This is a genomic window from Caminicella sporogenes DSM 14501 (assembly GCF_900142285.1).
Classification (GTDB): domain Bacteria; phylum Bacillota; class Clostridia; order Peptostreptococcales; family Caminicellaceae; genus Caminicella; species Caminicella sporogenes.
In genome coordinates, this window is sequence record NZ_FRAJ01000006.1 from 93,521 (window position 1) to 117,827 (window position 24,307).

The 24,307-nt window shown below is 26.7% G+C and carries 25 protein-coding genes; 23 read left to right on the plus strand and 2 right to left on the minus strand.

What is annotated here, in order from left to right:
• Window positions 1-103 precede the first annotated feature (103 nt).
• On the plus strand, window positions 104-622 hold the full coding sequence (locus BUA90_RS04430; protein WP_072966182.1) for an ECF transporter S component: 519 nt from the start codon (window positions 104-106) through the stop codon (window positions 620-622).
• Window positions 615-1,193 (plus strand): class I SAM-dependent methyltransferase, encoded by a 579-nt coding sequence (locus BUA90_RS04435; protein WP_072966183.1) that lies wholly within the window; start codon window positions 615-617, stop codon window positions 1,191-1,193. The genes BUA90_RS04430 and BUA90_RS04435 overlap by 8 nt, the downstream gene beginning before the upstream one ends.
• 9 nt (window positions 1,194-1,202) lie before the next feature.
• Here BUA90_RS04435 and BUA90_RS04440 read toward each other — a convergent pair whose 3' ends face one another.
• Window positions 1,203-1,622: a DUF3842 family protein gene (locus tag BUA90_RS04440; protein ID WP_072966184.1), complete on the minus strand. Its 420-nt coding sequence runs from the start codon at window positions 1,620-1,622 to the stop codon at window positions 1,203-1,205.
• 191 nt (window positions 1,623-1,813) lie between these two features.
• Between BUA90_RS04440 and glyA the strand changes: the two genes are divergently transcribed.
• From glyA to BUA90_RS04505, 14 genes are all read left to right on the plus strand, one after another.
• Entirely contained in the window at window positions 1,814-3,046 is a 1,233-nt protein-coding gene (gene glyA, locus BUA90_RS04445; RefSeq protein ID WP_072966185.1) for a serine hydroxymethyltransferase, read from the plus strand.
• Between the two features lie 314 nt (window positions 3,047-3,360).
• The gene (locus tag BUA90_RS04450) at window positions 3,361-4,395 is read left to right on the plus strand and encodes a sensor histidine kinase (protein ID WP_072966186.1); all 1,035 of its coding nucleotides are present in this window, start codon (window positions 3,361-3,363) and stop codon (window positions 4,393-4,395) included.
• Between the two features lie 79 nt (window positions 4,396-4,474).
• Entirely contained in the window at window positions 4,475-4,678 is a 204-nt protein-coding gene (locus tag BUA90_RS04455; RefSeq protein WP_072966187.1) for a hypothetical protein, read from the plus strand.
• Window positions 4,679-4,696: 18 nt separating this feature from the next.
• Entirely contained in the window at window positions 4,697-5,002 is a 306-nt protein-coding gene (locus tag BUA90_RS04460) for a TlpA family protein disulfide reductase (protein ID WP_072966188.1), read from the plus strand.
• A gap of 9 nt (window positions 5,003-5,011) precedes the next feature.
• Window positions 5,012-5,146: a CD1871A family CXXC motif-containing protein gene (locus BUA90_RS12695; RefSeq protein WP_278301982.1), complete on the plus strand. Its 135-nt coding sequence runs from the start codon at window positions 5,012-5,014 to the stop codon at window positions 5,144-5,146.
• Window position 5,147: 1 nt separating this feature from the next.
• The gene (locus BUA90_RS04465) at window positions 5,148-5,978 is read left to right on the plus strand and encodes a 4Fe-4S binding protein (protein ID WP_072966256.1); all 831 of its coding nucleotides are present in this window, start codon (window positions 5,148-5,150) and stop codon (window positions 5,976-5,978) included.
• Window positions 5,979-6,319: 341 nt separating this feature from the next.
• Window positions 6,320-7,084, plus strand: a complete 765-nt coding sequence (locus tag BUA90_RS04470; RefSeq protein WP_072966189.1) for an ABC transporter ATP-binding protein — start codon at window positions 6,320-6,322, stop codon at window positions 7,082-7,084.
• Window positions 7,071-8,963, plus strand: coding sequence for an ABC transporter permease (locus tag BUA90_RS04475; RefSeq protein ID WP_072966190.1), 1,893 nt, complete (start codon window positions 7,071-7,073; stop codon window positions 8,961-8,963). The genes BUA90_RS04470 and BUA90_RS04475 overlap by 14 nt, the downstream gene beginning before the upstream one ends.
• Before the next feature lie 66 nt (window positions 8,964-9,029).
• Window positions 9,030-9,704 (plus strand): response regulator transcription factor, encoded by a 675-nt coding sequence (locus BUA90_RS04480; RefSeq protein ID WP_072966191.1) that lies wholly within the window; start codon window positions 9,030-9,032, stop codon window positions 9,702-9,704.
• Between the two features lie 88 nt (window positions 9,705-9,792).
• Window positions 9,793-9,912 carry a hypothetical protein gene (locus BUA90_RS12810; protein ID WP_416386379.1) on the plus strand — a complete coding sequence of 40 codons (120 nt, stop codon included), beginning with the start codon at window positions 9,793-9,795 and terminating at the stop codon, window positions 9,910-9,912.
• Between the two features lie 206 nt (window positions 9,913-10,118).
• The gene (gene glpQ / locus BUA90_RS04490) at window positions 10,119-11,207 is read left to right on the plus strand and encodes a glycerophosphodiester phosphodiesterase (protein WP_072966192.1); all 1,089 of its coding nucleotides are present in this window, start codon (window positions 10,119-10,121) and stop codon (window positions 11,205-11,207) included.
• Window positions 11,208-11,517: 310 nt separating this feature from the next.
• A complete protein-coding gene (locus tag BUA90_RS12815; RefSeq protein WP_242945047.1) occupies window positions 11,518-11,583 on the plus strand; it encodes a hypothetical protein in 66 nt (21 codons plus the stop codon).
• Between the two features lie 850 nt (window positions 11,584-12,433).
• Window positions 12,434-13,156, plus strand: a complete 723-nt coding sequence (locus tag BUA90_RS04500; protein WP_072966193.1) for an ABC transporter ATP-binding protein — start codon at window positions 12,434-12,436, stop codon at window positions 13,154-13,156.
• Between the two features lie 2 nt (window positions 13,157-13,158).
• Complete coding sequence (locus BUA90_RS04505; protein WP_072966194.1) at window positions 13,159-13,938, plus strand: ABC transporter permease; 780 nt, start codon at window positions 13,159-13,161, stop codon at window positions 13,936-13,938.
• Window positions 13,939-14,194: 256 nt separating this feature from the next.
• Here BUA90_RS04505 and BUA90_RS04510 read toward each other — a convergent pair whose 3' ends face one another.
• Entirely contained in the window at window positions 14,195-15,571 is a 1,377-nt protein-coding gene (locus BUA90_RS04510) for an RsmF rRNA methyltransferase first C-terminal domain-containing protein (RefSeq protein WP_072966195.1), read from the minus strand.
• Window positions 15,572-15,834: 263 nt separating this feature from the next.
• Between BUA90_RS04510 and BUA90_RS04515 the strand changes: the two genes are divergently transcribed.
• From BUA90_RS04515 to BUA90_RS04545, 7 genes are all read left to right on the plus strand, one after another.
• Window positions 15,835-16,023: an aspartyl-phosphate phosphatase Spo0E family protein gene (locus tag BUA90_RS04515; protein WP_242945038.1), complete on the plus strand. Its 189-nt coding sequence runs from the start codon at window positions 15,835-15,837 to the stop codon at window positions 16,021-16,023.
• A 512-nt stretch (window positions 16,024-16,535) separates the two neighbouring features.
• On the plus strand, window positions 16,536-17,579 hold the full coding sequence (gene mglB, locus BUA90_RS04520; protein ID WP_072966196.1) for a galactose/glucose ABC transporter substrate-binding protein MglB: 1,044 nt from the start codon (window positions 16,536-16,538) through the stop codon (window positions 17,577-17,579).
• A gap of 109 nt (window positions 17,580-17,688) precedes the next feature.
• On the plus strand, window positions 17,689-19,209 hold the full coding sequence (gene mglA, locus BUA90_RS04525; RefSeq protein WP_072966197.1) for a galactose/methyl galactoside ABC transporter ATP-binding protein MglA: 1,521 nt from the start codon (window positions 17,689-17,691) through the stop codon (window positions 19,207-19,209).
• 17 nt (window positions 19,210-19,226) lie between these two features.
• Window positions 19,227-20,267, plus strand: a complete 1,041-nt coding sequence (gene mglC, locus BUA90_RS04530; protein ID WP_242945039.1) for a galactose/methyl galactoside ABC transporter permease MglC — start codon at window positions 19,227-19,229, stop codon at window positions 20,265-20,267.
• 32 nt (window positions 20,268-20,299) lie between these two features.
• Window positions 20,300-21,472: a galactokinase gene (locus BUA90_RS04535; protein ID WP_072966198.1), complete on the plus strand. Its 1,173-nt coding sequence runs from the start codon at window positions 20,300-20,302 to the stop codon at window positions 21,470-21,472.
• A gap of 139 nt (window positions 21,473-21,611) precedes the next feature.
• Window positions 21,612-23,111, plus strand: a complete 1,500-nt coding sequence (gene galT, locus BUA90_RS04540) for a UDP-glucose--hexose-1-phosphate uridylyltransferase (protein WP_330390659.1) — start codon at window positions 21,612-21,614, stop codon at window positions 23,109-23,111.
• A 94-nt stretch (window positions 23,112-23,205) separates the two neighbouring features.
• Entirely contained in the window at window positions 23,206-24,249 is a 1,044-nt protein-coding gene (locus BUA90_RS04545; RefSeq protein WP_072966200.1) for an aldose epimerase family protein, read from the plus strand.
• The last annotated feature ends 58 nt before the right edge of the window (window positions 24,250-24,307 follow it).

The following is a 24,307-nucleotide window of genomic DNA, read 5'->3' on the forward strand; positions in this document are numbered from 1 at the left end:
TTAATGAAAAATTTAATATTTTATTAATTTAGTTCTTTACCACGAAGGTAGGGCAATATTGCTCTATCTTTTATTTTTTGAAAATATAGAGGAGGTTGGTATTATGTCTAAAACTAATGAACTTGTAAAAGCTAGTTTGTTTTTATCATTGGGATTAATTTTACCTTATGCTTTTCATGCAACTGGAATGGCTGGACCTATATTTTTACCAATGCATATACCTGTACTTTTATGCGGATTTGTACTTGGTGAAAGATATGGAGTTATGATAGGTTTTATTACTCCATTTTTAAATTCTTTTCTTACAGGTATGCCGCCTTTATATCCAGTAGCAATATCTATGGGATTTGAGCTAGCAACTTACGGATTTATAACAGGGTATTTGTATAAAAACAAGAGAGTAAATGTTTATATATCTTTGATAATAGCTATGATTATAGGTAGATTTATTTCTGGAATTGCAAATTATTTATTATTGACATTAGGAGGTAAAGTTTTTGTATTTAAGATGTTTTTAATGTCAGCATTTATAAAGTCTATTTGGGGAATTTTAATTCAGATTGTATTTATACCAATTATTATTAAAGCTATAGAAAAAAGGAAGGTAAGTGTAAATGAATAACAGGGAATTTTTTAATAAAGTGGCATTTAAATGGGATGAAATGTGTATACATGATGATAAAAAAATAAAAAAAATAATTGAATTATCTAATATAAGGGAAAATTCTAAGATATTAGATGTGGGAACTGGTACAGGTGTATTAATTAAGTATTTGATTGAAAAAAATCCATTGAAAGTTGTTGCAGTAGATATTGCTGAAAAGATGATAGAAGTTGCCAAAAGTAAATATGAAGATAAAAGAATTCAGTTTATTGTAAGTGATATTATGGATTATAAAGAAAATAAAGATTTTGAATACATATTTATCTATTCAGCGTATCCACATTTTAAAGATAAAAATAAATTGTTTAGACATTTATATGACCTTATTAGTGTTGGTGGGAAAATAATTATTGCACATTCGGAAAGTAAGGAAAAAATAAATGAAATTCACAGTAAAAATGAGAATGTTAAAGATGATAAGCTGCCACCTGTAGATGTAACAGCAGGAATAATGTCAAAGTATTTTAAAGTAGAAATAGCTATTGATAATGATGAGATGTACTATATATCTGGAGTAAAGAAAAAATGATGTCATAATTTATGACATCATTTTTTCTTTTATGTTAAAGACAATTTCTTCAATGATTTCTTTTATTTTAAGATTTCTTGTACCGGGGATATAGATTCCATGTTTTTTTAAAGGAATTATGTATTTTGTACAATTCATTTCAAAAACTGTCTTAGAAATTAGCGGTGTAATTTCTCCTTTTATGCCTCCACTGCATATTATTCCTATAGGACCTATTATGCAATCAGGTTCATTATTTTTACAAAAAAGGAAAATACTTCTTTCGCCAGTTAAACCTTCATCTGCTCCAGCTTTTATCATATTAGAAGTAGCTACTTGATTAGTTCCTAAAGCTATCAAATATATATTTTTTCCTATTTCTTTTCTTATTTTTTTAATGACAGTTTGACCGAGGCCTGCTCCTTGAGCATCTAAAATAGCTACTTTCATGTCTATTCCTCCATATTAAAAGTAAGAGTTATTGAATTAGACAAGTTTAGTATAACATATAAATAATAAATATTATATTTTAAAGGAAATTAATGTTTTATATAGAATATTAACATTAATCAGATATATAAATAAATGTGCATCTATAGAAAATAAGATGCATATTATAGAAATGATTGGAGGGAAAGAATATGGATTTTAAATTTTTAAAAAGTCAGGACCCGGAGTTATATGAAAGTATTATATTAGAAAAAGAAAGACAAGAAAATAAGATTGAGCTTATTGCTTCTGAAAACTTCACTAGTAGAGCTGTAATGGAAGCTATGGGGTCACCTCTTACAAACAAGTATGCGGAAGGTTATCCAAGCAAGAGATATTATGGGGGATGTGAGTATGTAGATATAGCAGAAAATCTAGCACGTGACAGAATGAAAAAGTTATTTGAAGCAGAGCATGCAAATGTTCAGCCACATTCAGGTTCTCAAGCTAATATGGCAGTTTATTTTGCAGTATTAAATCCCGGAGATAAGATAATGGGTATGAATTTATCTGAAGGAGGACATTTAACTCACGGAAGTCCAGTTAATTTTTCAGGAAAATTATATAATGTAGTTTCATATGGAGTAGACGATGATGGATACATAAATTATGAAAAACTTAGAGAGTTAGCTATAAAGGAAAAACCTAAGATGATTGTAGCTGGAGCGAGTGCTTATCCAAGAATAATTGATTTTAAAAAGATAAGAGAAATTTGTGATGAAGTAGGAGCTTATATGATGGTAGATATGGCTCATATAGCTGGATTAATTGCAGTTGGGCTTCACCCTAGTCCAGTACCATATGCTGATTTTGTAACTACAACTACTCATAAAACTTTAAGAGGACCTAGAGGTGGAGCTATACTCTGCAAAGAAAAATATGCTAAACTAATAGATAAGAGTATATTTCCGGGTATACAAGGTGGACCTCTTATGCATATTATAGCAGCAAAAGCCGTTTGCTTTAAAGAAGCTATGTCAGATGAATTTAAAGAATATCAGAAAAATGTGATAGAAAATGCAAAAACTTTAGCTAATGCTCTTCAAGATAGGGGATTTAATTTAGTTTCAGGAGGAACGGATAATCATTTGATGTTAGTTGATTTAAGAAATAAAAATATAACTGGTAAAGCAGCAGAGCATTTATTAGACGAAATAGGTATTACTGTAAATAAAAATACTGTACCAAATGAAACGGAAAGTCCATTTGTAACTAGTGGTATAAGAATAGGAACACCTGCTGTTACAACTAGGGGTTTTGGAAAAGAAGAAATGGTAGAAATAGCTGATATTATAAGCTGGACTATAGATAATAGAGATAAAGATTTGACACATGCAAAAGAACGTGTTAAAAAGCTTTGTGAAAAATTTCCACTTTATAAATAATAATTGATTAATTAATAAGGCTATCTCAAAATGATTTTTTAATCATTTTGGGATAGCCTTTAAATATTTGAGATTATAAAAGTTATAATCAAGAACTAATAAAAAAATCAAAGAATATAAAAAAATAGTAAAAAATGATTCTACATAATATTAAAATATATTAGATTTTAGAATTTTTGAAGACATTTTTGTTTATCTTACGAAAATGTAAGATTAAAATAATAATTTGTTAGATAAATAAATGGTCAAAACGTTCAAATTTATATAAAATATAACTAGAATAATATAATAAAAAAATATGTAGGTAGATAATTATGAATTTTAGAAAATATATATTAGACAAGAAGTATTTGATTTTATTTTATATTATTTTAATGGGATTTATATCATTAGTAATATATTTAGATGTAACTATAAAAGTAAGGTTAGATAATATATTATATATAAATTTTGTTTCTATTGTTTTATTTTTATTTTACTTAATAGGAGAATATTTATTATATAAAAGATATTATGAAGATATAAATTATATTATAAAAAACCGAAAAGAAAATATAATTAATTGTTTGCCTAATTTTGGTACTTACATACATAGTTTGTATAATAAGCTTTTAATTAGTATATATGAGCAACAGAATAAAAAAATAGAGAAGTTATGTGAAGAAAAAAGAGAAAATTTAGAGTTTATTACTTCATGGGTTCATGAAATTAAAATTCCTATTTCAGTAAGTAGATTGATTATAGAAAATAGTGCAGCAAAATCTAAAGAAGAAATATTAGAGAGTTTAGAAGAAGAAATTGATAAAATAGAAAAATATGTTGAGCAAGTATTGTATCATTCAAGAATAGATGATTTTTCAAAGGATTATTTGATAAATGAAACAGATATAGAAAAAGTTGTAAAAGAGGTTGTAAAAAAACATGCTAAGGTTTTTATAAATAAAAAAATTAAGATTGATATTAAAGATGTAAATATAAGTGTACATACTGATAAAAAATGGTTGATGTTTATAATCAATCAAATTGTAGATAATTCGTTAAAGTATACCGAAAAAGGTGGTTATATAAAAATTTATGCAGAGAAAGATGAAAAAGAAAAAAGACTTATAATTGAAGATAATGGTATAGGGATAAAAAAGGAAGATATATCAAGAGTGTTTGATAGAGGATTTACTGGATACAATGGAAGGAAAAATTATAAATCAACGGGAATGGGTCTTTATTTATCAAAGAAGTTAGCAGTAAAATTAGGACATGATATAACAATAGAATCAAAATTTAAGAAATATACGAAAATAGTGATACATTTTCCTAAATTGATAGATTATTTTAATGTTACGAAAATATAAAATTGAGATTTGAGATGATTTGAGATTATATTTTATAATATAAATTAAAATAAAAATAATTTTGTAAAGGAGTGAAAGAATGAAAAAAATTATTAGTTTTATGCTTATATTTATAATAGGTATAAGTGTGGTAGGCTGTGGAGCAAAAAAAGAAAAAGTATCTTTAGAAGATTTAAAAGTTATGCCTAAGTTTGATCTCAAAGATGTAAATGATAAAAAGGTTAATAATGAAATATTTAAAGGAAACAAACTTACAATGATAAATATATGGGCGACTGGCTGAGGCGCATGTATACAAGAGATGTCTGAGTTGCAGGCATTATATGAAGAAATGAAAGGACAGGAAGTAAATATTATAGGTATTGCTGCTGATGGTATTGATAATGAAATTGGCGTATTAGATATTTTAAGAAAGACAGATGTAACATTTATAAATATAATACCAGATGAAAAATTTATGAATGATTTTATAAGTAAAATAAGAGCTGTACCAACATCTATACTTGTAAATGATAAAGGAGAGATTATAGGTAAACCTATAGTTGGTTCAAGGAATAGAGAGGGATATAAAGAAATAATAGAAGAAGCTTTGAAAAGTATAAATTAGGTGGAGGTTATGAGAGATAAAATAAGAAAAATAATATTTATATTAGGATTTGTTTTTATTGGATTAGGCATATATCGAGGGGAAGTTGGAAAAACATTCATAAAGGCAATAAATATATGTCTGGAGTGTATAGGAATTGGTTAATATGAAGAGAAAATTAGTTCAAATAATAACTAGCATAGGTATAAATAGTTATTTTAAGGGTTTTTTTGAAGGGAATATTTATAAAGGAAATTTGAAAAAAATATGTGTACCCGGACTTAATTGCTATTCTTGTCCGGGTGCATTAGGTTCTTGTCCCATTGGTTCATTACAAGCGATTATATCTGATATAAAATATAAGTTTTCATTTTATGTAGTTGGGTTTTTAATGTTGATAGGAGGTTTATTAGGGAGATTTATATGTGGGTGGTTATGTCCTTTTGGATTAATTGAGGAATTACTTTACAAAATACCTTCTCCAAAGTTTAGAGTGAGTAAAAGATTTGAAAAATTAAAATATTTAAAGTATGTAATATTAATTGTATTTGTAATTTTACTGCCTATGTTTTGGGTTAATGATATAGGTATGGGTTCTCCAACTTTTTGTAAATATATATGTCCTGTTGGAACTATTGAAGGAGGCATACCTCTTGTTATTTTAAATGAATCACTAAGATTAGCAATAGGATTTTTGTTTGTGTGGAAGATAACTTTATTGATTATAATTATCATATTGTCTATAGTAATTTTTAGACCTTTTTGTAGATTTATATGTCCGTTAGGAGCTATATATTCATTATTTAATCCTATTAGTGTATATAAATTAAATATAGATTTAGATAAATGTACACAATGTGGGATTTGTAGTCAAAAATGCAAATTAGATATAGAAGTTTATAAAAATCCAAATAGTTTAGAATGTATAAGATGTGGAGAATGTATTGATAGCTGTCCTCATAATGCAATAAAAAGCCAGTTTGGTTTTAAAGAATAGTAAAGGAAAGGGCTCTTTTAAGAGTCTTATTTTTTAAAGACGTAAATATTTTTTGTAAAAAATTATGATTTTTAAATAAAGGGAAGTTACTTAAGATAATTAATTGACAATTGATAATTGAATTATAAGGTTAGAATTAAATGTATATAATATTTGTAATTTGGAATATTGAGATAAAATGTTATAAAAAATATATTTATTTTTGGAGTGTGACAAAATTGTAAGTTTAATATCTTATTTTGTTAGTCAAATAAATGGTTTAAAATGAGTAATTTAAGTAGAATAATTTTATAAAAAATATTAGTAAGAAATAAAAATAAATTTACAGGAGGTTAAAATAAATGAGTATTATTTTAGATGTTAAGGATTTAAAAAAAGTATATGGTTCAAGAGGAAATACTTATACTGCACTTTGTGGAATAAGTTTACAAATAAGAGAAGGAGAATTTGTAGGCATAATGGGACCTTCAGGTGCTGGCAAGACTACTCTTTTGAATATAATTTCAACTATAGATAAACCAACTTCAGGAGTTGTAACTATAGATGGAAAAGACATATTGAGAATGAATGAAAACAAATTATCATTATTTAGGAGAGATAAATTAGGTTTTATATTTCAAGATTTTAATCTGCTTGATACATTAACTGTTAAAGAAAATATACTTCTTCCACTGGCTATTGCTAAAATTAATCCTAAAAAGATTGAAAAAAAAGTAAATAAAGTAGCAAGCATATTAGGGATAGCTGATATATTAAATAAATATCCATATGAGATTTCAGGAGGACAAAAGCAGAGGACGGCAGCAGCTAGAGCTATTATAAATGAACCTAAACTTATACTTGCAGATGAACCAACAGGGGCACTTGATTCTAAATCATCAACAGAGCTTTTACAAGCATTATCTGATTTAAATGAAAATAATAAAGCTACTATAATGATGGTAACACACGATGCTTTTGCAGCAAGTTACTGCAATAGAATATTATTTATAAAAGATGGAGTTATATTTACAGAACTTGTAAAAGGAGAGAGTAGAAAAGAATTTTTTCATAAAATACTTGATGTTTTAGCAGTGCTTGGAGGTGATAATGATGACTTTATTTAATATCTGTGTTAAGAATATAAAAAGAAATTTTCATAATTATTTTATATATTTCATGTCTATAGTGTTTAATGTGATTATTTATTATACTTTTACATCTATTAGGTTTAATAGGCAAATTGTAAATTTTATTGAAGGAGAAGAAAAAATTTTAATAGTGTTTAAATTTGCTTCTATAGTGTTATTTGTATTTTCGTTAATTTTTATATGGTATTCAACTTCTTTTTTTATGAGAAAAAGAAAAAAGGAGATAGCTCTTTATTCACTATTTGGAATAAAGAAAAGTCAAATAGGAAGAATGTTGTTTTATGAAAATATAATAATGGGTATGATTGCTTTAGGAATAGGTTTGGTATTAGGAAGTATATTGAGCAAATTATTTATAATGATATTGTTTAGATTTATGAATATTTTAATAGCAGTAAAATTTACAGTCAGTTTTAAAGCAATTTTAAATACTATTTTTACTTTTGGAATTTTATTTTTAATTATATCAATATATGGATATACCATTATTTATAGATTTAGTATTATTGAACTTTTTAGAGCACAAAACATTAAAGAAAAAGAACCTAAATCTTCAGTAATTATGGCTCTTAGTTCAATAATAATTATATTTATAGGTTATGTAGTAGGACTTAATGTTAATACAAGCAACTTTTTACTGAATACCTCTATTGTATTTACAACATCTGTTATGGGGACATTTATGTTTTTTAATTCTTTTTTGGTTTTTGTTATAAAGAGTTTAAAAAAGAATAAAAAAAGGTATTATAGGGGAACTAATATAATAAGTTTAAGTCAGCTGTCATATAGAATAAAGAGTAATTCATTTACATTATCTGTAATAGCAATACTTAGTGCTGTTACATTAACTTCAATGGGAATAACATATTCTTTGTATTATACTATAGTAAAAGAAAATACTATCTCACATCCTTTTTCTTATTCGTATATTTCTAATGATAAAACAATAGATAAAAAAGTTGAAGAAATAATATCTAAATATCCTAAAAATAAGTTGATAAATTCATTAGAAGCAGAGTTTATTAAAGTTTACCAAAAGTTTAATAAAACTAAGAAAATAAAAGAAGTTTATTTAATATCAGAAAGTAAATTTAATCAAATAGCTAAAATAAGAGGATTAAAAGATAAAATACATTTAAATAATGACAATGAAGTAGTGTTATTAAAATACTCTAGGTCTAAAGATGAAATAATTACAGGAAGTATAGTAGAATTAATATCTAATAAGCAAAAACAAAAATTTAAAGTTGTAGCACATAAGCAGTATTATGCTATGAATAGATATAGAATTGAAGATACATTTGTTGTAAAAGATAATATTTATGCTAGATATTATGATAAAAATAGTGTTGATAGGATAAAGAGCTATAAAATAAAGAATGAATTAGATAGTAAAAAATTAACGAAAGAAATTATGAAAATTATTCCGAAAGATGTTGAATGGAATTATTGTTTAGAAAATATGCCGACTTTGATGCTTATGGGAATGTTTTTATTTATTGGTGTTTTTTTAGGATTAGTATTTTTGATTGCTAATGGTAGTATTATCTATTTCAAACAATTAACAGAAGCTAATGAAGAAAAGAGAAGATATTTAATATTAAGGAATATAGGAGTAAGCAGAAAAGAAATAAAAGAATCTATTGCAAAGCAAATAGGAGTGATATTTGGGTTTCCTTTGCTTATGGGAATATTTCATAGTCTAGTTGCTATTACTATGAATTATAAATTATTCAATCTTAATATAGTAAATCCTGTAGTTTTTATTATGATAGTATATATATTGATTTATTTGGGGTATTATTTATTAACGGTGAATTATTATAATAAAATTGTAAACTTAGAAACTGCCTAGATAATAGGCAGTTTTTATAAAATTATTTTATAATGAAATTATTATATTAAGATTTGGAGGATTAATATGTTTAAAATTATGGTAGTTGAGGATGATTTTAAGATAGCACAAATTGTTAAGGAAAATCTAATAAAATGGGCTTTTGATGTTAAGGTAGTAGAAGATTTTTCTGATATTTTAAATGTTTTCAATAAGTATAGACCTCATTTAATACTTATGGATATTAATCTTCCTCTATATGATGGATTTTACTGGTGCAACCAAATAAGGAAATTTTCAAAAGTACCTATAATTTTTATTTCATCTAGGAACACAAATATGGATATTATTATGGCTATTAATATGGGTGGAGATGATTTTATCAATAAGCCTTTTTCTATAGATGTTTTGATAGCAAAAATTAATGCTATTCTTAGAAGAACGTATTCTTATATGAAAGTAGAAAGCGATGTTATTGAATATAATAATGTCTTTCTAAGCATAAATGATAGTTGTGTTTTATATGAAGGGAAGCAAGTAGAACTTACTAAAAATGAATTTAAAATTATGTATATATTGATGAAAAATGCAGGTAGTATTGTAAGCAGAGAAAAAATTATGAGGAGTCTATGGGAAGATGAAAGTTTTGTAGACGATAATACATTGACTGTAAATATTAATAGACTGAGAAAAAAGCTTGAAGAAATAAATATTAAAGATTTTATTAAAACTAAAAAGGGACAAGGGTATATTATAGTATAGTATATTTGAATCTGTGGGTTATAAGTTGAGAATTTAAAAGAGAGAGAATTTATTGTAATTTTAAGAAATTCAATAAAGAATAAAAATTATAAGAAAGAATGTATATAGTTTATTTATACATTATGTTGATTTTGTAATTACAACTACTCATAAAACTTTAAGAGGACCTAGAGGCGGAGCTATATTCTGCTTTATAAATAATAATTGATTAATTAACAAGGCTATCTCAAAATGATTTTTTAATCATTTTGGGATAGCCTTTAAATATTTGAGATTATAAAAGTTATAATCAAGAACTAATAAAAAAATCAAAGAATATAAAAAAAATAAAGATTTAACATAAATTTTAACAAAATTTAATATATATTTTAATAATATAAAATATATTTATAAAAAAAGAAAAGGAGGTTGCAAATGAGAAAGGTATTTGCTTTATTTATTGCTTTATTTACTGTGATTGCATTTTGTAGCAATATGTCTTATGCACAGCAAGGAAAGAAGATTGTAATAGCACATAGAGGAGCTTGTGGTTATTTGCCTGAACATACTTTAGAAGCAAAAGCAATGGCTTACGCTATGGGTGCAGATTATATTGAACAAGATGTAGTTATGACAAAAGATAATAAATTAGTAGTATTACACGATCATTATCTTGATAGAGTTACAAATGTAGCAAAAGTTTATCCTGATAGAAAGAGAAAAGATGGGAGATATTATGTGATTGATTTTACATTAGATGAAATTAAAAAGCTTGAAATGACAGAAGGTTTTAGTATTAAAGACGGAAAAGAAGTAGCTAATTTTCCTGAACGTTTTCCTATATGGAAATCTTCTTTTAGGGTACATACTTTAGAAGAAGAAATAGAAATGATTCAAGGACTTAATAAGAGTACAGGTAAAAATGTAGGTATTTATCCAGAAATAAAAGCACCATGGTTCCATAAACATGAGGGAAAAGATATTAGTTTGGAAGTTTTAAAGGTACTTAAAAAATATGGATATATTTCTAAAAATTCTAAAATTTATCTTCAATGTTTTGATGCTAATGAATTAAAGAGAATTAAAAATGAGCTTATGCCTAAATTAGGAATGGATTTAAAATTAGTTCAATTGATAGCAGAAACAAGTTGGAATGAAACAATGGAGTATAAAAATGGAAAGGCAGTTCCTTACAATTATGATTGGATGTTTGAAAAAGGTGCAATGAAAAAAATTGCTGAGTATGCTGATGGAGTAGGACCATGGAAACCTATGATAGTAAAAAATGATTCTACTAGAGAAAATTTAAAGATAACAAATTTAGTTAAAGAAGCTCATGAGGCAGGTCTTGAAGTACATCCTTATACATTTAGATTAGATAAAGGAAGAATACCTAAATATGCTGAAAACTTTGAAGATATGTTAGATATCTTTTACAATAAAGTAGGAGTAGATGGAATATTTACTGATTTTCCTGATAGAGCAGTTGAATTTTTAAAGAAGTTACAAAAAAATGAGAAATAAAAATAAAAAGCTGCTGACAAAATGAATTGTCAGCAGCTTTTTTGCCGATATAATATTGAGATATATTAGATTTTGGAATTTTTGAAGATATTTTTGTTTATCTTATGAAAATGTAAAATAGAAACTATGTTTTATAATGTAAATCAATTGTTTGAATTAAATAAATCGTGTAAAATAAAGAATAAAAATAATTTTGTAAATGAGTGAAAGAATGAAAAAAATTATTAGTTTTATGCTTATATTTATAAAATGTTGATAGGAGGTTTATTAGGGAGATTTTATATGTGGGTGGTTATGTCCTTTTGGATTAATTGAGGAATTACTTTACAAAATACCTCATAATGCAATAAAAAGCCAGTTTGGTTTTAAAGAATAGTAAAGGAAAGGGCTCTTTTAAGAGTCTTTTTTTATTTAAAAACGTAAATATTTTTTATAAAAAATTATGATTTTTAAATAAATGGAAGTTACTTAAGATAATTAATTGACAATTGATAATTGAATTATAAGGTTAGAATTAAATGTATAATAATATTTGTAATTTGGAATATTGAGATAAAGTGTTATAAAAAATATATTTATTTTTGAAATGTGACAAAACTGTAAGTTTAATATCTTATTTGTTAGTTAAATAAATGGTTTAAAATGAGTAATTTAAGTAGAATAATTTTATAAAAAATATTAGTAAGAAATAAAAATAAATTTACAGGAGGTAAAATAAATGAGTATTATTTTAGATGTTAAGGATTTAAAAAAAGTATATGGTTCAAGAGGAAATACTTATACTGCACTTTGATGAGTCAACAGGGGCACTTGATTCCAAATCATCAACTTTATTTAACTTAAAAGAATATATTGTTAACTTTAAAATTATTGATTTTATGCTGCCAATATTGAATAATCTACACGACAATAATAACATAATTTTCAAAAAAATAAAATAGTTTACACGAAAATATTTACAAATTTTATAAAGTGTGCTACACTTTTTTAAAAAGTAAAAAATTTACATATTCAAATGTACTGAAGATTAATATTAATATGTATTTAAATGAAAATAATTTAGTGAAAATAAGATTTAATTTCACTTAAGGTTCTAACATTATTAAACTGATAAATGAGAATGAATTTTCTTTAGAATGTAAAATAAATCATGCTATAAAAGATAATGATACATTAAAAAGTGTATTGATTTACAGTAGATACTATGTTAAGGAGGAATACTATGTATGATAGAAGTTAAAAATCTAGTTAAATTATATAAAAATGTTACAGCAATACAAAATATATCAATTAATTTTGAACCATGTAAGGTAACATGTATTTTAGGACCAAATGGGAGTGGAAAAACAACTTTAATTAAATCAATATGTGGATTATTAGATATTGATGAAGGGAGTATTTATATTTCTGGATTACAAATGAATGAAAAGAATCGTTCTAAAATAATGTCTAAAATTGGTTGTGTTTTTGATGGGCAGCGTAATTTATATTGGCGAGTAACAGTACTTGATAATTTTTATTATTTTGGAACTTTAAAAGGTGTTAATATGCATACTTTAAAAAATAGAATTGATGATTTAATAAATAAATTTGAAATAAAAAGCCTTCTAAATAGAAAAGTTGGAACTTTGTCTTTAGGAGAACGTCAAAAAGTAAGTTTAATAACAGCAATACTCCATAGACCTGAAGTGTTAATATTAGATGAACCGACAAATGGATTAGATATTGTTTCAAAAAAACAATTAGTTGATTTAATTAATATGTTAAAAACAACAGAGAGCGTAACAATTATAATAACTTCACATGAATCACAATTTATGACAAGAGTATCAGATAACTATATATTTCTTAAAAATGGAATTATACAGTCCATAATTAGTGAAAAGAAACTTACTCAAGAGAGTCTTGAAAAGCAATATATAGAGATATATGCAAAAGAGGGGGGCTAAAAATGAATTACTTAAAAGCAGTTTATGCTGAATACCGCTTGGGTTTAAAACAATTGTTTTCATATAAGATGAACTTTTTTTCAGAAATGGCAACAATTGCAATACTTTATTTTGCATTGGTTTTTATGAATTCAGGAAATAGTTTGGGTTCTATTTATAATACATATTCTACAGATTCTAAATCACTTATGTTATTAGGATATGTTTTTTGGAATTTTTCAGTGTCAACAATTAATTTTGCCAGCTCAGAAATTAGTTCAGAGGCAACTAAAGGAACATTGGAACAAAAATTAATGGCATGTGTAGGGCTACCAATATTATTGTTTGGAAAACTACTTTCAGGAAATACACTTATAATATTAGAAACGATTATGCTTTTGATTATTTCTAAGATATTCTTTAATATAGGATTATCATTCACAATAATTTCCATAGTTTCTTTGTTAATAACTCTAATTGGAATGTATGGTTTTGGTTTGATTTTTGGAGGTTTAGCTCTAAAAGAGAAAAGAATATCAAAACTTGTTTTTATAGTTCAAATAATTTTATTATTTATTGGTGGTATATTTAATGAAAAAGGTCTGATATTTAATATTCATAGAATAATTCCTTTATATAATGGCATAATTGTTGCTAGACAATCTATAGCGAACTCACAATATAATGTTGTGGATTTAAATATTCTTATTTTGTCTTCTTTATTTTGGATTATAGTTGGAGTTTATATTTTCAAGTACTTTTTTAAAAAAGCAAGAAAACTTGGAATACTTAATCAGTACTAAATTTATATATTTATAAATTTTATGTTTTACTTACTCAAGATATTAATATATTACATTTTTATAATCAACTATACAATATTATAGAAAGAAGGAAATTAAAGTAAGTAGCATTTTAAAATAGATAAAACAAATAAAGAATAAAAACTATAGGTAAAAATTATCAGATAAAGGTAAAAATATAATTGAATTAAGAACAGTATTTGAGAAAAGCTGTCTTGTTTAGAGGTTAATTTCTAAACAAAACAAACAGCTTTATTTATACATTCCATCTCAATCCCTTAGGATAATGGTTTTTTAATGTATTATTAGATATTTTACTCCAACCAATAGAGTAGCCATCTATAAGGACTAATGACCAGCCTTTTTTAGCATTTATTTTTAAGGATTCTCCTTTTAGATATAAATAAATTTCTTCTGATGAAGATTTAAAAGGTATAGTATTTTTTACTTCAGTAGATTTTAAACTAAGTGCTAGAGCATGAGATGGTTCAAATCTGTTCTTTTTAAAAGTTCCTAAGTGCCATCCGGGTCTTAATACTTTTAGCTTAGTAAAATCTGTTATTTCAAGAGGTGAAATATAAAGATGTTCTCCAAATAAAAAATAATTTCCTTCTGGTGTTTTAGTTAAAAAATTATTGCAAAAATCGTAAAAATCTTTTAGATTATTTTTTAATTTCAGTGGTTTAATTTTTTTAGCTTTTCTCGTTGTATATATATTATCATCTCTTTTTTTTAAAATGGCAATATAATGACCTTCTCCCTTTAATTTGTGAGGCCAAAGTCTTATTGTATTTTTTAGATTTTCGTTTGTAGAATTTATCCATTGAGGTTTGCCGTTATCAAAATATTTATAAGTATTTACTCTTTGTATTTCAAAGTTTTTGTTCTTTTTTAAAAATTTATCGATTACACCTTCATTTTCTTCTGGTGAAAATGTACAAGTTGAATATACGAGTATGCCTTCAGGCATTAGCATTTCAGCGGCACTATTTAAAATATTTAACTGTCTGTCTGCACAAAATGATACATTTTTAAGATTCCATTCTTTTATTGCTTCAGGATTTTTCCTAAACATACCTTCTCCAGAGCAAGGTGCATCAACTAATATTTTATGAAAATATCCTTTGAAAATTTTAGAGAGATTTTCAGGGCTTTCATTTGTTACTATACAGTTTTTTATTCCCATTCTTTCAATATTTTGAGATAATATCTTTGCTCTGGAAGGAATTATTTCATTTGAAACTAAAATACCTTTTCCTTGAAGTCTAGAGGCAATGTGAGTAGATTTTCCACCGGGAGCAGCACACAGGTCTAATATTTTTTCTCCGGGTTTTGGGTTAAGCACAGTGCCTACAGTCATTGCACTAGGTTCTTGAATATAATAAAGACCTGCATCATGGTAAGGATGCTTTCCGGGTTTGTCTTTTTCTTCAAAGAAAAAACCTTCGTCTACCCAAGGAATACTTTCTAAATGAAATGGATTGATGTTTAAAAAGTTTTCAATATCGATTTTTAAAGTATTAATTCTAATTCCTTGAACTTTAGGAGATTTATAACTTTTTATAAATAAATCATAATCTTCTTTAAGTAAAGAAGACATTTTTTCTAAAAAGTCTTTAGGTAAATTTAACAAATATACCACCTCATTTATTTAAACGATAATAAATTTTACTATTATTAATTTAGCCAAAAATGATTAAAAAAACAAGAATGCTTTTGACGCTGTTTTCTTTATTTATACAAATTTATACTTAATTAATAAACTAAGAAATGAAAAGTTTATTATTTTCAATAAATTTACTGTAATATTCATACAAATTATTGTACAGATTGTCATTTTGTGGTACTATATATAGCAAGGAATGAGATTAATTATGTACTTAGGGGAGATAAACTATGAAGATGGAGGAATTAAAGAAAATAGAAGACAAGATTGAATATTTGAGGAAATGTTTGCACGAATCAATTGATAATAATGAAAGTCTTTTAGTAAAACAAGTTATATTTTTAAGTCAGCAATTAGATGAAGTTCTTAATGAGTATAATAATATAAAAAATGAATTAAACATGGGCTTTGGTATATAAGAATATATTTGTTTAGCTATTTTTTAAATAAAATGAGAAGGTTGTTTGTAATCGTTTGTGTTTATAGAAGCTGCGGGTATCCGTAGTTTTTTTATTATTAAAAATTTTTTGCGATTAAGTTTAGTTAGATTAAATTTCTAATTATTTTTAAAACTTTAGGAAAATTTTCAAACTTGCAAAGTCAAGTTTATAAGTTGCAAACTAAATTAGTAAACTTTTACTAAAAATTTATGTAACTTTATTTTAAAATTTAATTTGTTTTAAGTTTTTTTAAAATTATTCCAAGACAATCAAGATAATTTTGTTAGGAAATATGTATATCTGTATTTTTTAATAAAGTATATATCTTAAATTAAATAATTACCCATTGATAAGAAGTATAGTAATTTTTTTTGAACAAAAATTTACTATAAAAATAGATTGACAACACATTAAAAAGTTTAGTAAAATTTTCATATACGGAAAACGATTTCAATAAAAATAATAAAAATTTTAAAAGGGGGAATTTTTAAATGAGAAAATTTTTAACATTATTACTTGCATTTTCGCTTATTTTTTCATTAGCGGCGTGTGGTTCAAAAACTGGAACAGGTAACGAAGGAGCAAACAAAGCAGAACTACCGAAGATTGGTGTAACGATTTATAAGTTTGATGACAATTTTATGTCTTTTGTACGCCGTGCTATAGAAAATGAGGCTAAAGGCAAGGCAGAATTGATTTTAAATGACTCTCAAAATAATCAAGCTACTCAAAATGAGCAAGTAGATATGATGATTTCAAAAGGAGTAAAAGCGTTGGCTATTAATTTAGTTGACCCTCAAGCAGCTCCTACGATAATTTCAAAAGCTAAACAAGAAAACATACCAATAATATTCTTTAATAAAGAACCAAGTGAAGAAGCTATGAAATCTTATGATAAAGCTTGGTATGTAGGTACTACATCATCTCAATCAGGGGTTATACAAGGTCAGTTAATAGCTAAGGCATGGAAGGCTCATCCTGAATGGGATAAAAATGGAGATGGAAAGATGCAGTATGTAATGTTAAAAGGAGAGCCAGGACATCCAGATGCTGAAGCACGTACAAAATATTCTATAGAAACTATAGTAGCAGAAGGTATAGAAGTTGAACAGTTAGAGCTTCAAACTGGAATGTGGGATACAGTTAAAGGTAAAGAATTAATGGATGCATGGTTGTCTAAGCATGGGGATAATATTGAGTTTGTAATTGCTAACAATGATGCTATGGCATTAGGCGCACTTCAATCATTACAAGCTAATGGATATTTTGAAGGAGATAAATTTATGCCAGTTGTTGGTGTAGATGCAATTCCTGATGCATTAGAACAAATTAAGAAAGGTTTAATGGTAGGTACAGTATTAAATGATGCTAAGAATCAAGGTAAAGCTACATTAGAATTGGCTTTAAATGTTGCTAATGGAAAAGACCCATTAGAAGGTACTGAATGGAAGTTAGACGATAAGAAGGCTGTACGTGTACCATATGTTGCTATAACAAAGGATAATATAGAAGTGGCTGAGGAAGCATATAAATAAGAGTTTCTATTGAAATATGAATATATACTGATAGCTTATTGTAAGTTGTTGCAAGGATGCATCTGCATCCTTGTTTATTTAGATAGAGAATAGAATGGGGTGAAAGCCTATGAGCAGCAATAATTCACAGTCAAAAGAAAAGTATTTGTTGGAAATGATAGGTATAACCAAAGAATTTCCCGGAGTTAAAGCGTTAGACGGTGTACAGTTAAAAATTCGACCGGGTAGTGTACATGCGTTAATGGGAGAAAACGGAGCAGGTAAATCAACTCTAATGAAATGTTTATTTGGCATATATAAAAAAGATGGAGGGAAGATTTTATTAGAGGGCAGAGAAGTAAATTTTCATTCTTCAAGAGAAGCTTTAGATAATGGAGTTTCAATGGTGCATCAAGAATTAAATCAAGTACAGACAACAAGGGTAATGGATAATATTTGGTTAGGACGTTTTCCTAAAAAGGGATTTTTTATTGATGAAGACAAGATGTATAACGATACACTAAAAATTTTCAAAGAATTGGATATTCCTATAGATCCACGTGAAAAAATTCAAAATTTAACAGTATCCGAAAGCCAGATGGTAGAGATAGCTAAAGCAGTTTCTTATGATTCAAAGATAATAGTAATGGATGAACCTACTTCTTCACTTACAGAAAAAGAAGTAAATCATTTGTTTAAAATTATAAGGGCTTTAAAAGCTAGAGGAGCAGGAATTATATATATTTCTCATAAAATGGCAGAGATTAAAGAAATTGCAGATGAAGTTACTATAATGCGTGATGGACGCTGGATAGCAACTGAATTTATTGAAAATATAACGACTGATGAAATAATAAATTTGATGGTTGGACGTGATTTAACTAATCGTTTTCCACCAAAGACAAATGAGCCCGGAGAAGTAATTTTAGAAGTTAAGAATTTAACTGCAACATATCAGCCATCGATTAAAGATATTTCATTTGAACTTAGAAAAGGAGAAATTTTAGGAATTGCAGGTTTGGTAGGAGCTAAGAGAACTGAACTTGTTGAAGCTATTTTTGGTATAAGGCGTATAGAATCTGGAAGTATATATCTTCATGGTAAAAAAATAAATAATAAAAATCCGCGTGAAGCAATTAAAAATAAATTTGCTCTAGTTACAGAAGAAAGACGTGCGACAGGGATTTTTCCTGTTTTAAGTGTCAGATTTAATGCTTTTATTTCTAATATAGATAAATATATAAAAAGTAATAAATTGTTAGATGAAAAGAAAATAATAGATGATACTAATTGGGTTATTAATAGTATGAGGGTAAAAACTCCTTCACATAAAACACTTATAAGTTCATTGTCAGGTGGAAATCAGCAAAAAGTTATTATAGGAAGGTGGTTATTGACAGAACCTGAAATATTGTTGCTTGATGAGCCAACAAGAGGTATAGATGTTGGAGCAAAATATGAGATATATCAATTAATGATAGATTTGGCTAATAAAGGTAAAGGGATAATTATGGTATCTTCAGAAATGGCTGAATTGCTAGGAGTTACAGATAGAATATTAGTTATGAGTAATGGTAGAGTAGCGGGTATTGTAAATACAAAGGAGACAACTCAAGAAGAAATATTAAAACTATCAGCTAAGTTTTTATAAGGCAAGGAGTGATTAAATTGTTTAATGCAATTTCAAAGAAGATAAAGAGTTTATCTAAGAAAGATATATTGACATGGATGATGGATAATGCAATTTTTTTCGTACTACTTGGTTTACTTATAGTTATTATTTCAGTTTCACCAGATTTTATATCGGTTAGAAATTTTAAAAATATATTGGCTCAAGCATCGACACGTGTTATCTTTGCTCTTGGAGTTGGTGGTATTATTGTTGCTAAAGGAACAGACCTTTCTTTAGGACGTCAAGTTGGATTTGCTGCTGTAATATCGGCTTCACTTTTACAAGCACCTGATTATGCTTATAAGATGTATCCTAATTTACCACAGTTGCCGCTTATTTTGCCAATATTGCTTGTTATGTTTGTTACAGGATTATTTAGCTTTATAAATGGATTTATTGTAGCTAAATTAAAGGTTGACCCATTTATTGCAACACTAGGAATGATGATAATAGTTTATGGTGTCAATTCGATTTATTTTGACCGACCGCCTTATGGTGCACAGCCGATTGGTGGGTTAGACCCTAAATTTGCTAAGTTTGCACAAGGGTATTTAAATTTTGGTGGTCTTAAGATTCCATACCTTATAATTTATGCAACAATAGTTACTATTATTATTTGGATATTATGGAATAAAACTAAGTTTGGAAAGAATATTTTTGCAATTGGTGGAAATCAAGAAGCTGCTGTTGTATCAGGAGTAGATGTGGTTAAATATTTATTAATGGTTTATACTTTAGCAGGACTTCTTTATGGTTTTGGTGGCTGTTTAGAAGCTGCTCGTATTGGTAGTGCAACTAACAATACTGGTAATATGTATGAATTAGATGCTATAGCAGCATGTATAGTTGGAGGACTGTCTTTTTCAGGTGGAGTTGGTAGTGTAGGTGGTATAGTAACAGGAGTTCTTATATTCCAAGTTATAGCATATGGTTTGTCTTTTATTGGAATAAACCCATATATGCAGTTTATAATAAAGGGACTTATAATTATATCTGCAGTAGCAATTGATTCACGTAAATATATCAAGAAAAAGTAAAAAATATATGCTTGAATTTAGAGGTGTCAGCTATGAATTTAGACGATTTAACAAAAGACTTTTTTCAGGTTTTCAAACAAATAAATGCGGAAGAGAAAATTCATACATTTTTTTCACCGGGAAGAGTTAATTTAATTGGAGAACATACAGATTATAATGGAGGATATGTTTTTCCTTGTGCTTTAAACTTCGGCACTTATGCTGTAGCTAGGCAGAGAAGAGATTCTAAAATAAGACTGTTTTCTAAAAATTTTAAAGATTTAGGTATTGTGGAGTTTGATATTTTAAATTTGAGATATGATAAAAAACATGATTGGGCAAACTATCCAAAGGGAGTTGTAAAAAAATTTTTAGATTCAGGATATAAAATTGAAACAGGATTTGAAGTTTTTTTCAATGGTAATATTCCAAATGGGGCAGGATTATCTTCAAGTGCATCTATTGAATTGGCTATGAGTATAATTTTAAAAGTTTTATATAAACTAGATGTTGATATGCTTGAGATGGTAAAATTAAGTCAAATGGCAGAAAACGAATTTATAGGTGTAAATTGCGGTATTATGGACCAGTTTGCATGTGGTATGGGAAAGAAAAATTATGCTATTTTACTAGATACTAATACATTAAGATATGAATATGCACCTATAAAATTAGATGGAATTTCTATTGTTATTGCAAATACAAATAAAAGACGCAGTTTAGCTGATTCAAAATATAATGAAAGACGAATGGAATGTGAAAATGCCTTAAAGGCATTGAAAAGAAAACTTGATATTTCTTTTTTAGGAGATTTATCTGAAGAAGAATTTGAGAAGAATAAAAATTTAATTAAAAATGAATTAGAAAGAAAACGGGCTAAACATGCTGTTTATGAAAATCAGAGAACTATTAAGGCAGCGAAAGCTTTGTATGATGGGAATATTAAATTGTTTGGAAAATTAATGAATGATTCTCATATTTCACTGCGTTATGATTATGAAGTTTCCTGTAGAGAATTAGATGTATTAGTTGAAGCAGCTTTAAAGAATGGAGCAATTGGAGCAAGAATGACAGGTGCTGGATTTGGAGGATGTACTGTAAATTTAGTGTATAGTAGTAATATTGATGAATTTATTGATAAAGTTGGGAAAGAATATGAAGAAAAAATAGGATATAAAGCTGATTTTTATGTAGTTTCAGTTGATGATGGTGCTAGAGAAATTTAGTAATTATTTATTAAGAGGTAGTTATATTTAATAAAAAGCTACCTCTTATATATATTTTTTAAAAAGGGAATTTAGATGTTACATTGAAAATGACATAAAATGGCCCTGATTAATTCATCTAGATAAGGGGTGATTTATAGTGTGTATTTTTAAAGAAATAAAAAGGCTTGTAAATTATGGAATTGCAAATAGGCTATTGTGTGAGGAAGATAAAATTTATGCTGTAAATAGAATTTTGGATATTTTAAACTTAGATGAATATAAAGATGTAGAAATAGAAAGTGAGAATTTAGAAAATCCTCAGCCCATTTTAGATAATATTTTAGATTATGCTTATGAACAGGGGATATTATCTCATAATACAATAACATATCGTGATTTATTTGACACAAAGATTATGGATTGTTTACTTCCAAGACCAAGTGAAGTTATAAGAAAATTTTATGAAGAATATAAAAAGTCTCCTGAATTGGCAACAAAGAACTACTATAACATGTCAAAGGCATCAAATTATATTAGGACTGAACGAACTAATAAAAATATTAGATGGAAAGTTAAAACTGACTTTGGAGAATTGGACATTACTATCAATTTGTCAAAACCTGAAAAAGACCCAAAAGCTATAGCAGCAGCTAAAAATTTAAAGTCATCTTCGTATCCTAAATGTTTATTATGTAAAGAGAATGAAGGATATGCAGGTCGTGTTAATCATCCTGCAAGGCAAAATCACAGAATTATACCTTTGATATTAAATAATGAAGAATGGTTTTTACAGTTTTCACCATATGTTTATTATAATGAACATGCAATTGTCTTTAAAGGTACTCATGAGCCAATGAAGATTTCCAAAACTACTTTTGAAAGACTTTTGGAATTTGTCGAGAAATTTCCTCATTACTTTATTGGTTCTAATGCAGATTTGCCAATTGTAGGAGGTTCTATTTTATCTCACGACCATTTTCAAGGTGGAAACTATGTATTTCCTATGGAGAAGGCTCCTCTAATAAAACAAGTGAGTATAAGAGGTTTTGAAGATGTAGATGTAGGTATTGTTAAATGGCCTTTATCTGTTATAAGAATGAGAAGTGAAAAAAGAGAGAGATTAAGTGAGCTTGGCGGCAGGATACTTAGTACATGGAGACAGTATAATGATGAAAGTGTAGATATTATATCTCATACGAATGGAGAACCTCACAATACAATAACACCTATAGCAAGATATAGAGATAATAAATTTGAGTTAGATTTAGTACTGCGAAATAATAGAACAAGTGATGAGTATCCATTTGGAATTTTTCATCCTCATGAAGATGTTCATCATATCAAAAAGGAAAATATTGGACTTATAGAAGTTATGGGTCTAGCTGTATTACCTGCTAGGTTAAAACATGAATTAGAATTGTTAAAAGACTGTCTTAGTGGAAATAAAAATATTAGTGAGTATGAAGAATTAAATAAGCACCTAAAATGGTTTAAATATTTAAAATCTAAGTATGAAAATACTGATATGGATTTTGATTATATATTGAAGATGGAAGTAGGAAAAGTTTTTGAAAGAATATTAATAGATGCAGGAGTATTTAAGCAAGATGAGATGGGATTAAAAGCTTTTGAGCGTTTTATCAATTCTCTATCATAAAAAATACTATAATATTTAAAGTTAAAAAGATATATATAGTATTTGGGTAGTATATATGATTAAATATGTTAAGCTTTTAAAGCAGGTGATTTTTATGTATTTTGTTGAAAGCATATTAAAAAAGAAAGATAAAAAAATTAAATTGATAACGGTAAGAAATAAAAAAAATATGGAAGTTAAATTTTTAAATTATGGAGCTGCTATAGTAGAGATATTAGTTCCTGATAGATATGGGAATATTGAGAATGTAGTACTTACATATGAAAATATTGAGGATTATATTGAAAATCCATCGTATTTTGGAGTGACAGTAGGTAGAACATCTGGACGAATTGCTAATGGCAGATTTATGTTAGATGGAAAAATATATAATCTAAATAGAAATTTTGGAATAAATCATGGGCATGGAGGAACGACAGGATTTAGTTTTAGAATTTGGGATTATAATATTATAGAAAGAGAAACGGCTACATCAGTAGAGTTTACATATTTTAGCAAAGACATGGAGGAAAATTATCCCGGAAACTTGTATGTAAAAGTTACTTATACTTTAACAGATAATAATGAGTTATTAATTGAATATGAGGGGAATACTGATAAAAAGACGATATGTAATTTGACAAATCATTCTTATTTTAATTTATCAGGAAATTATAAGCGAAAGATAACTGAACAGTACTTAAAAATTAAAGCATCTAGTTATTTAGAGTTAGATAATAATCAAATACCTACAGGAAAGTTTATTGATGTCAAAAATACTCCTATGGATTTTAATGAAGCTAAACTCATTGGAAAAGATATTCATAAAGATTATCCTCAATTAAAAATAGCAAATGGATATGATCATGTATGGATATTAAGTGAAATTAAAAATCAGATTGAAATGTATGATAAATTTAGTGGCAGAAAAATGGTAATTAATACTACTTATCCTAGTGTAGTAGTTTATAGTCATAATTTTTCAAATGGTGAAAAGTTGAAGTATGGTAAAGTAGGGAGTAAACATGATGGCATTTGTTTTGAAACTCAATACGAACCTGATGGTATAAATCATGACAGTTTAAATTCGGCTATATTGGATGTAAATGAAAAGTATTATGAGAAGACGGAGTTAAAGTTCGATATAGAAACATTATAAAAATATAATTGACAGATTATTAGTAATAAATTATAATACATGCTTAGTTTAATGAGAG

Bases quoted from the DNA above. Each gene is read 5' to 3' on its own strand.
- BUA90_RS04430 (WP_072966182.1), top strand. From the start codon at position 104: ATGTCTAAAACTAATGAACTTGTAAAAGCTAGTTTGTTTTTATCATTG.
- BUA90_RS04435 (WP_072966183.1), top strand. From the start codon at position 615: ATGAATAACAGGGAATTTTTTAATAAAGTGGCATTTAAATGGGATGAA.
- BUA90_RS04440 (WP_072966184.1), bottom strand. From the start codon at position 1,622: ATGAAAGTAGCTATTTTAGATGCTCAAGGAGCAGGCCTCGGTCAAACT.
- glyA (WP_072966185.1), top strand. From the start codon at position 1,814: ATGGATTTTAAATTTTTAAAAAGTCAGGACCCGGAGTTATATGAAAGT.
- BUA90_RS04450 (WP_072966186.1), top strand. From the start codon at position 3,361: ATGAATTTTAGAAAATATATATTAGACAAGAAGTATTTGATTTTATTT.
- BUA90_RS04455 (WP_072966187.1), top strand. From the start codon at position 4,475: ATGAAAAAAATTATTAGTTTTATGCTTATATTTATAATAGGTATAAGT.
- BUA90_RS04460 (WP_072966188.1), top strand. From the start codon at position 4,697: ATGTCTGAGTTGCAGGCATTATATGAAGAAATGAAAGGACAGGAAGTA.
- BUA90_RS12695 (WP_278301982.1), top strand. From the start codon at position 5,012: ATGAGAGATAAAATAAGAAAAATAATATTTATATTAGGATTTGTTTTT.
- BUA90_RS04465 (WP_072966256.1), top strand. From the start codon at position 5,148: ATGAAGAGAAAATTAGTTCAAATAATAACTAGCATAGGTATAAATAGT.
- BUA90_RS04470 (WP_072966189.1), top strand. From the start codon at position 6,320: ATGAGTATTATTTTAGATGTTAAGGATTTAAAAAAAGTATATGGTTCA.
- BUA90_RS04475 (WP_072966190.1), top strand. From the start codon at position 7,071: ATGACTTTATTTAATATCTGTGTTAAGAATATAAAAAGAAATTTTCAT.
- BUA90_RS04480 (WP_072966191.1), top strand. From the start codon at position 9,030: ATGTTTAAAATTATGGTAGTTGAGGATGATTTTAAGATAGCACAAATT.
- glpQ (WP_072966192.1), top strand. From the start codon at position 10,119: ATGAGAAAGGTATTTGCTTTATTTATTGCTTTATTTACTGTGATTGCA.
- BUA90_RS04500 (WP_072966193.1), top strand. From the start codon at position 12,434: ATGATAGAAGTTAAAAATCTAGTTAAATTATATAAAAATGTTACAGCA.
- BUA90_RS04505 (WP_072966194.1), top strand. From the start codon at position 13,159: ATGAATTACTTAAAAGCAGTTTATGCTGAATACCGCTTGGGTTTAAAA.
- BUA90_RS04515 (WP_242945038.1), top strand. From the start codon at position 15,835: ATGAAGATGGAGGAATTAAAGAAAATAGAAGACAAGATTGAATATTTG.
- mglB (WP_072966196.1), top strand. From the start codon at position 16,536: ATGAGAAAATTTTTAACATTATTACTTGCATTTTCGCTTATTTTTTCA.
- mglA (WP_072966197.1), top strand. From the start codon at position 17,689: ATGAGCAGCAATAATTCACAGTCAAAAGAAAAGTATTTGTTGGAAATG.
- BUA90_RS04535 (WP_072966198.1), top strand. From the start codon at position 20,300: ATGAATTTAGACGATTTAACAAAAGACTTTTTTCAGGTTTTCAAACAA.
- BUA90_RS04545 (WP_072966200.1), top strand. From the start codon at position 23,206: ATGTATTTTGTTGAAAGCATATTAAAAAAGAAAGATAAAAAAATTAAA.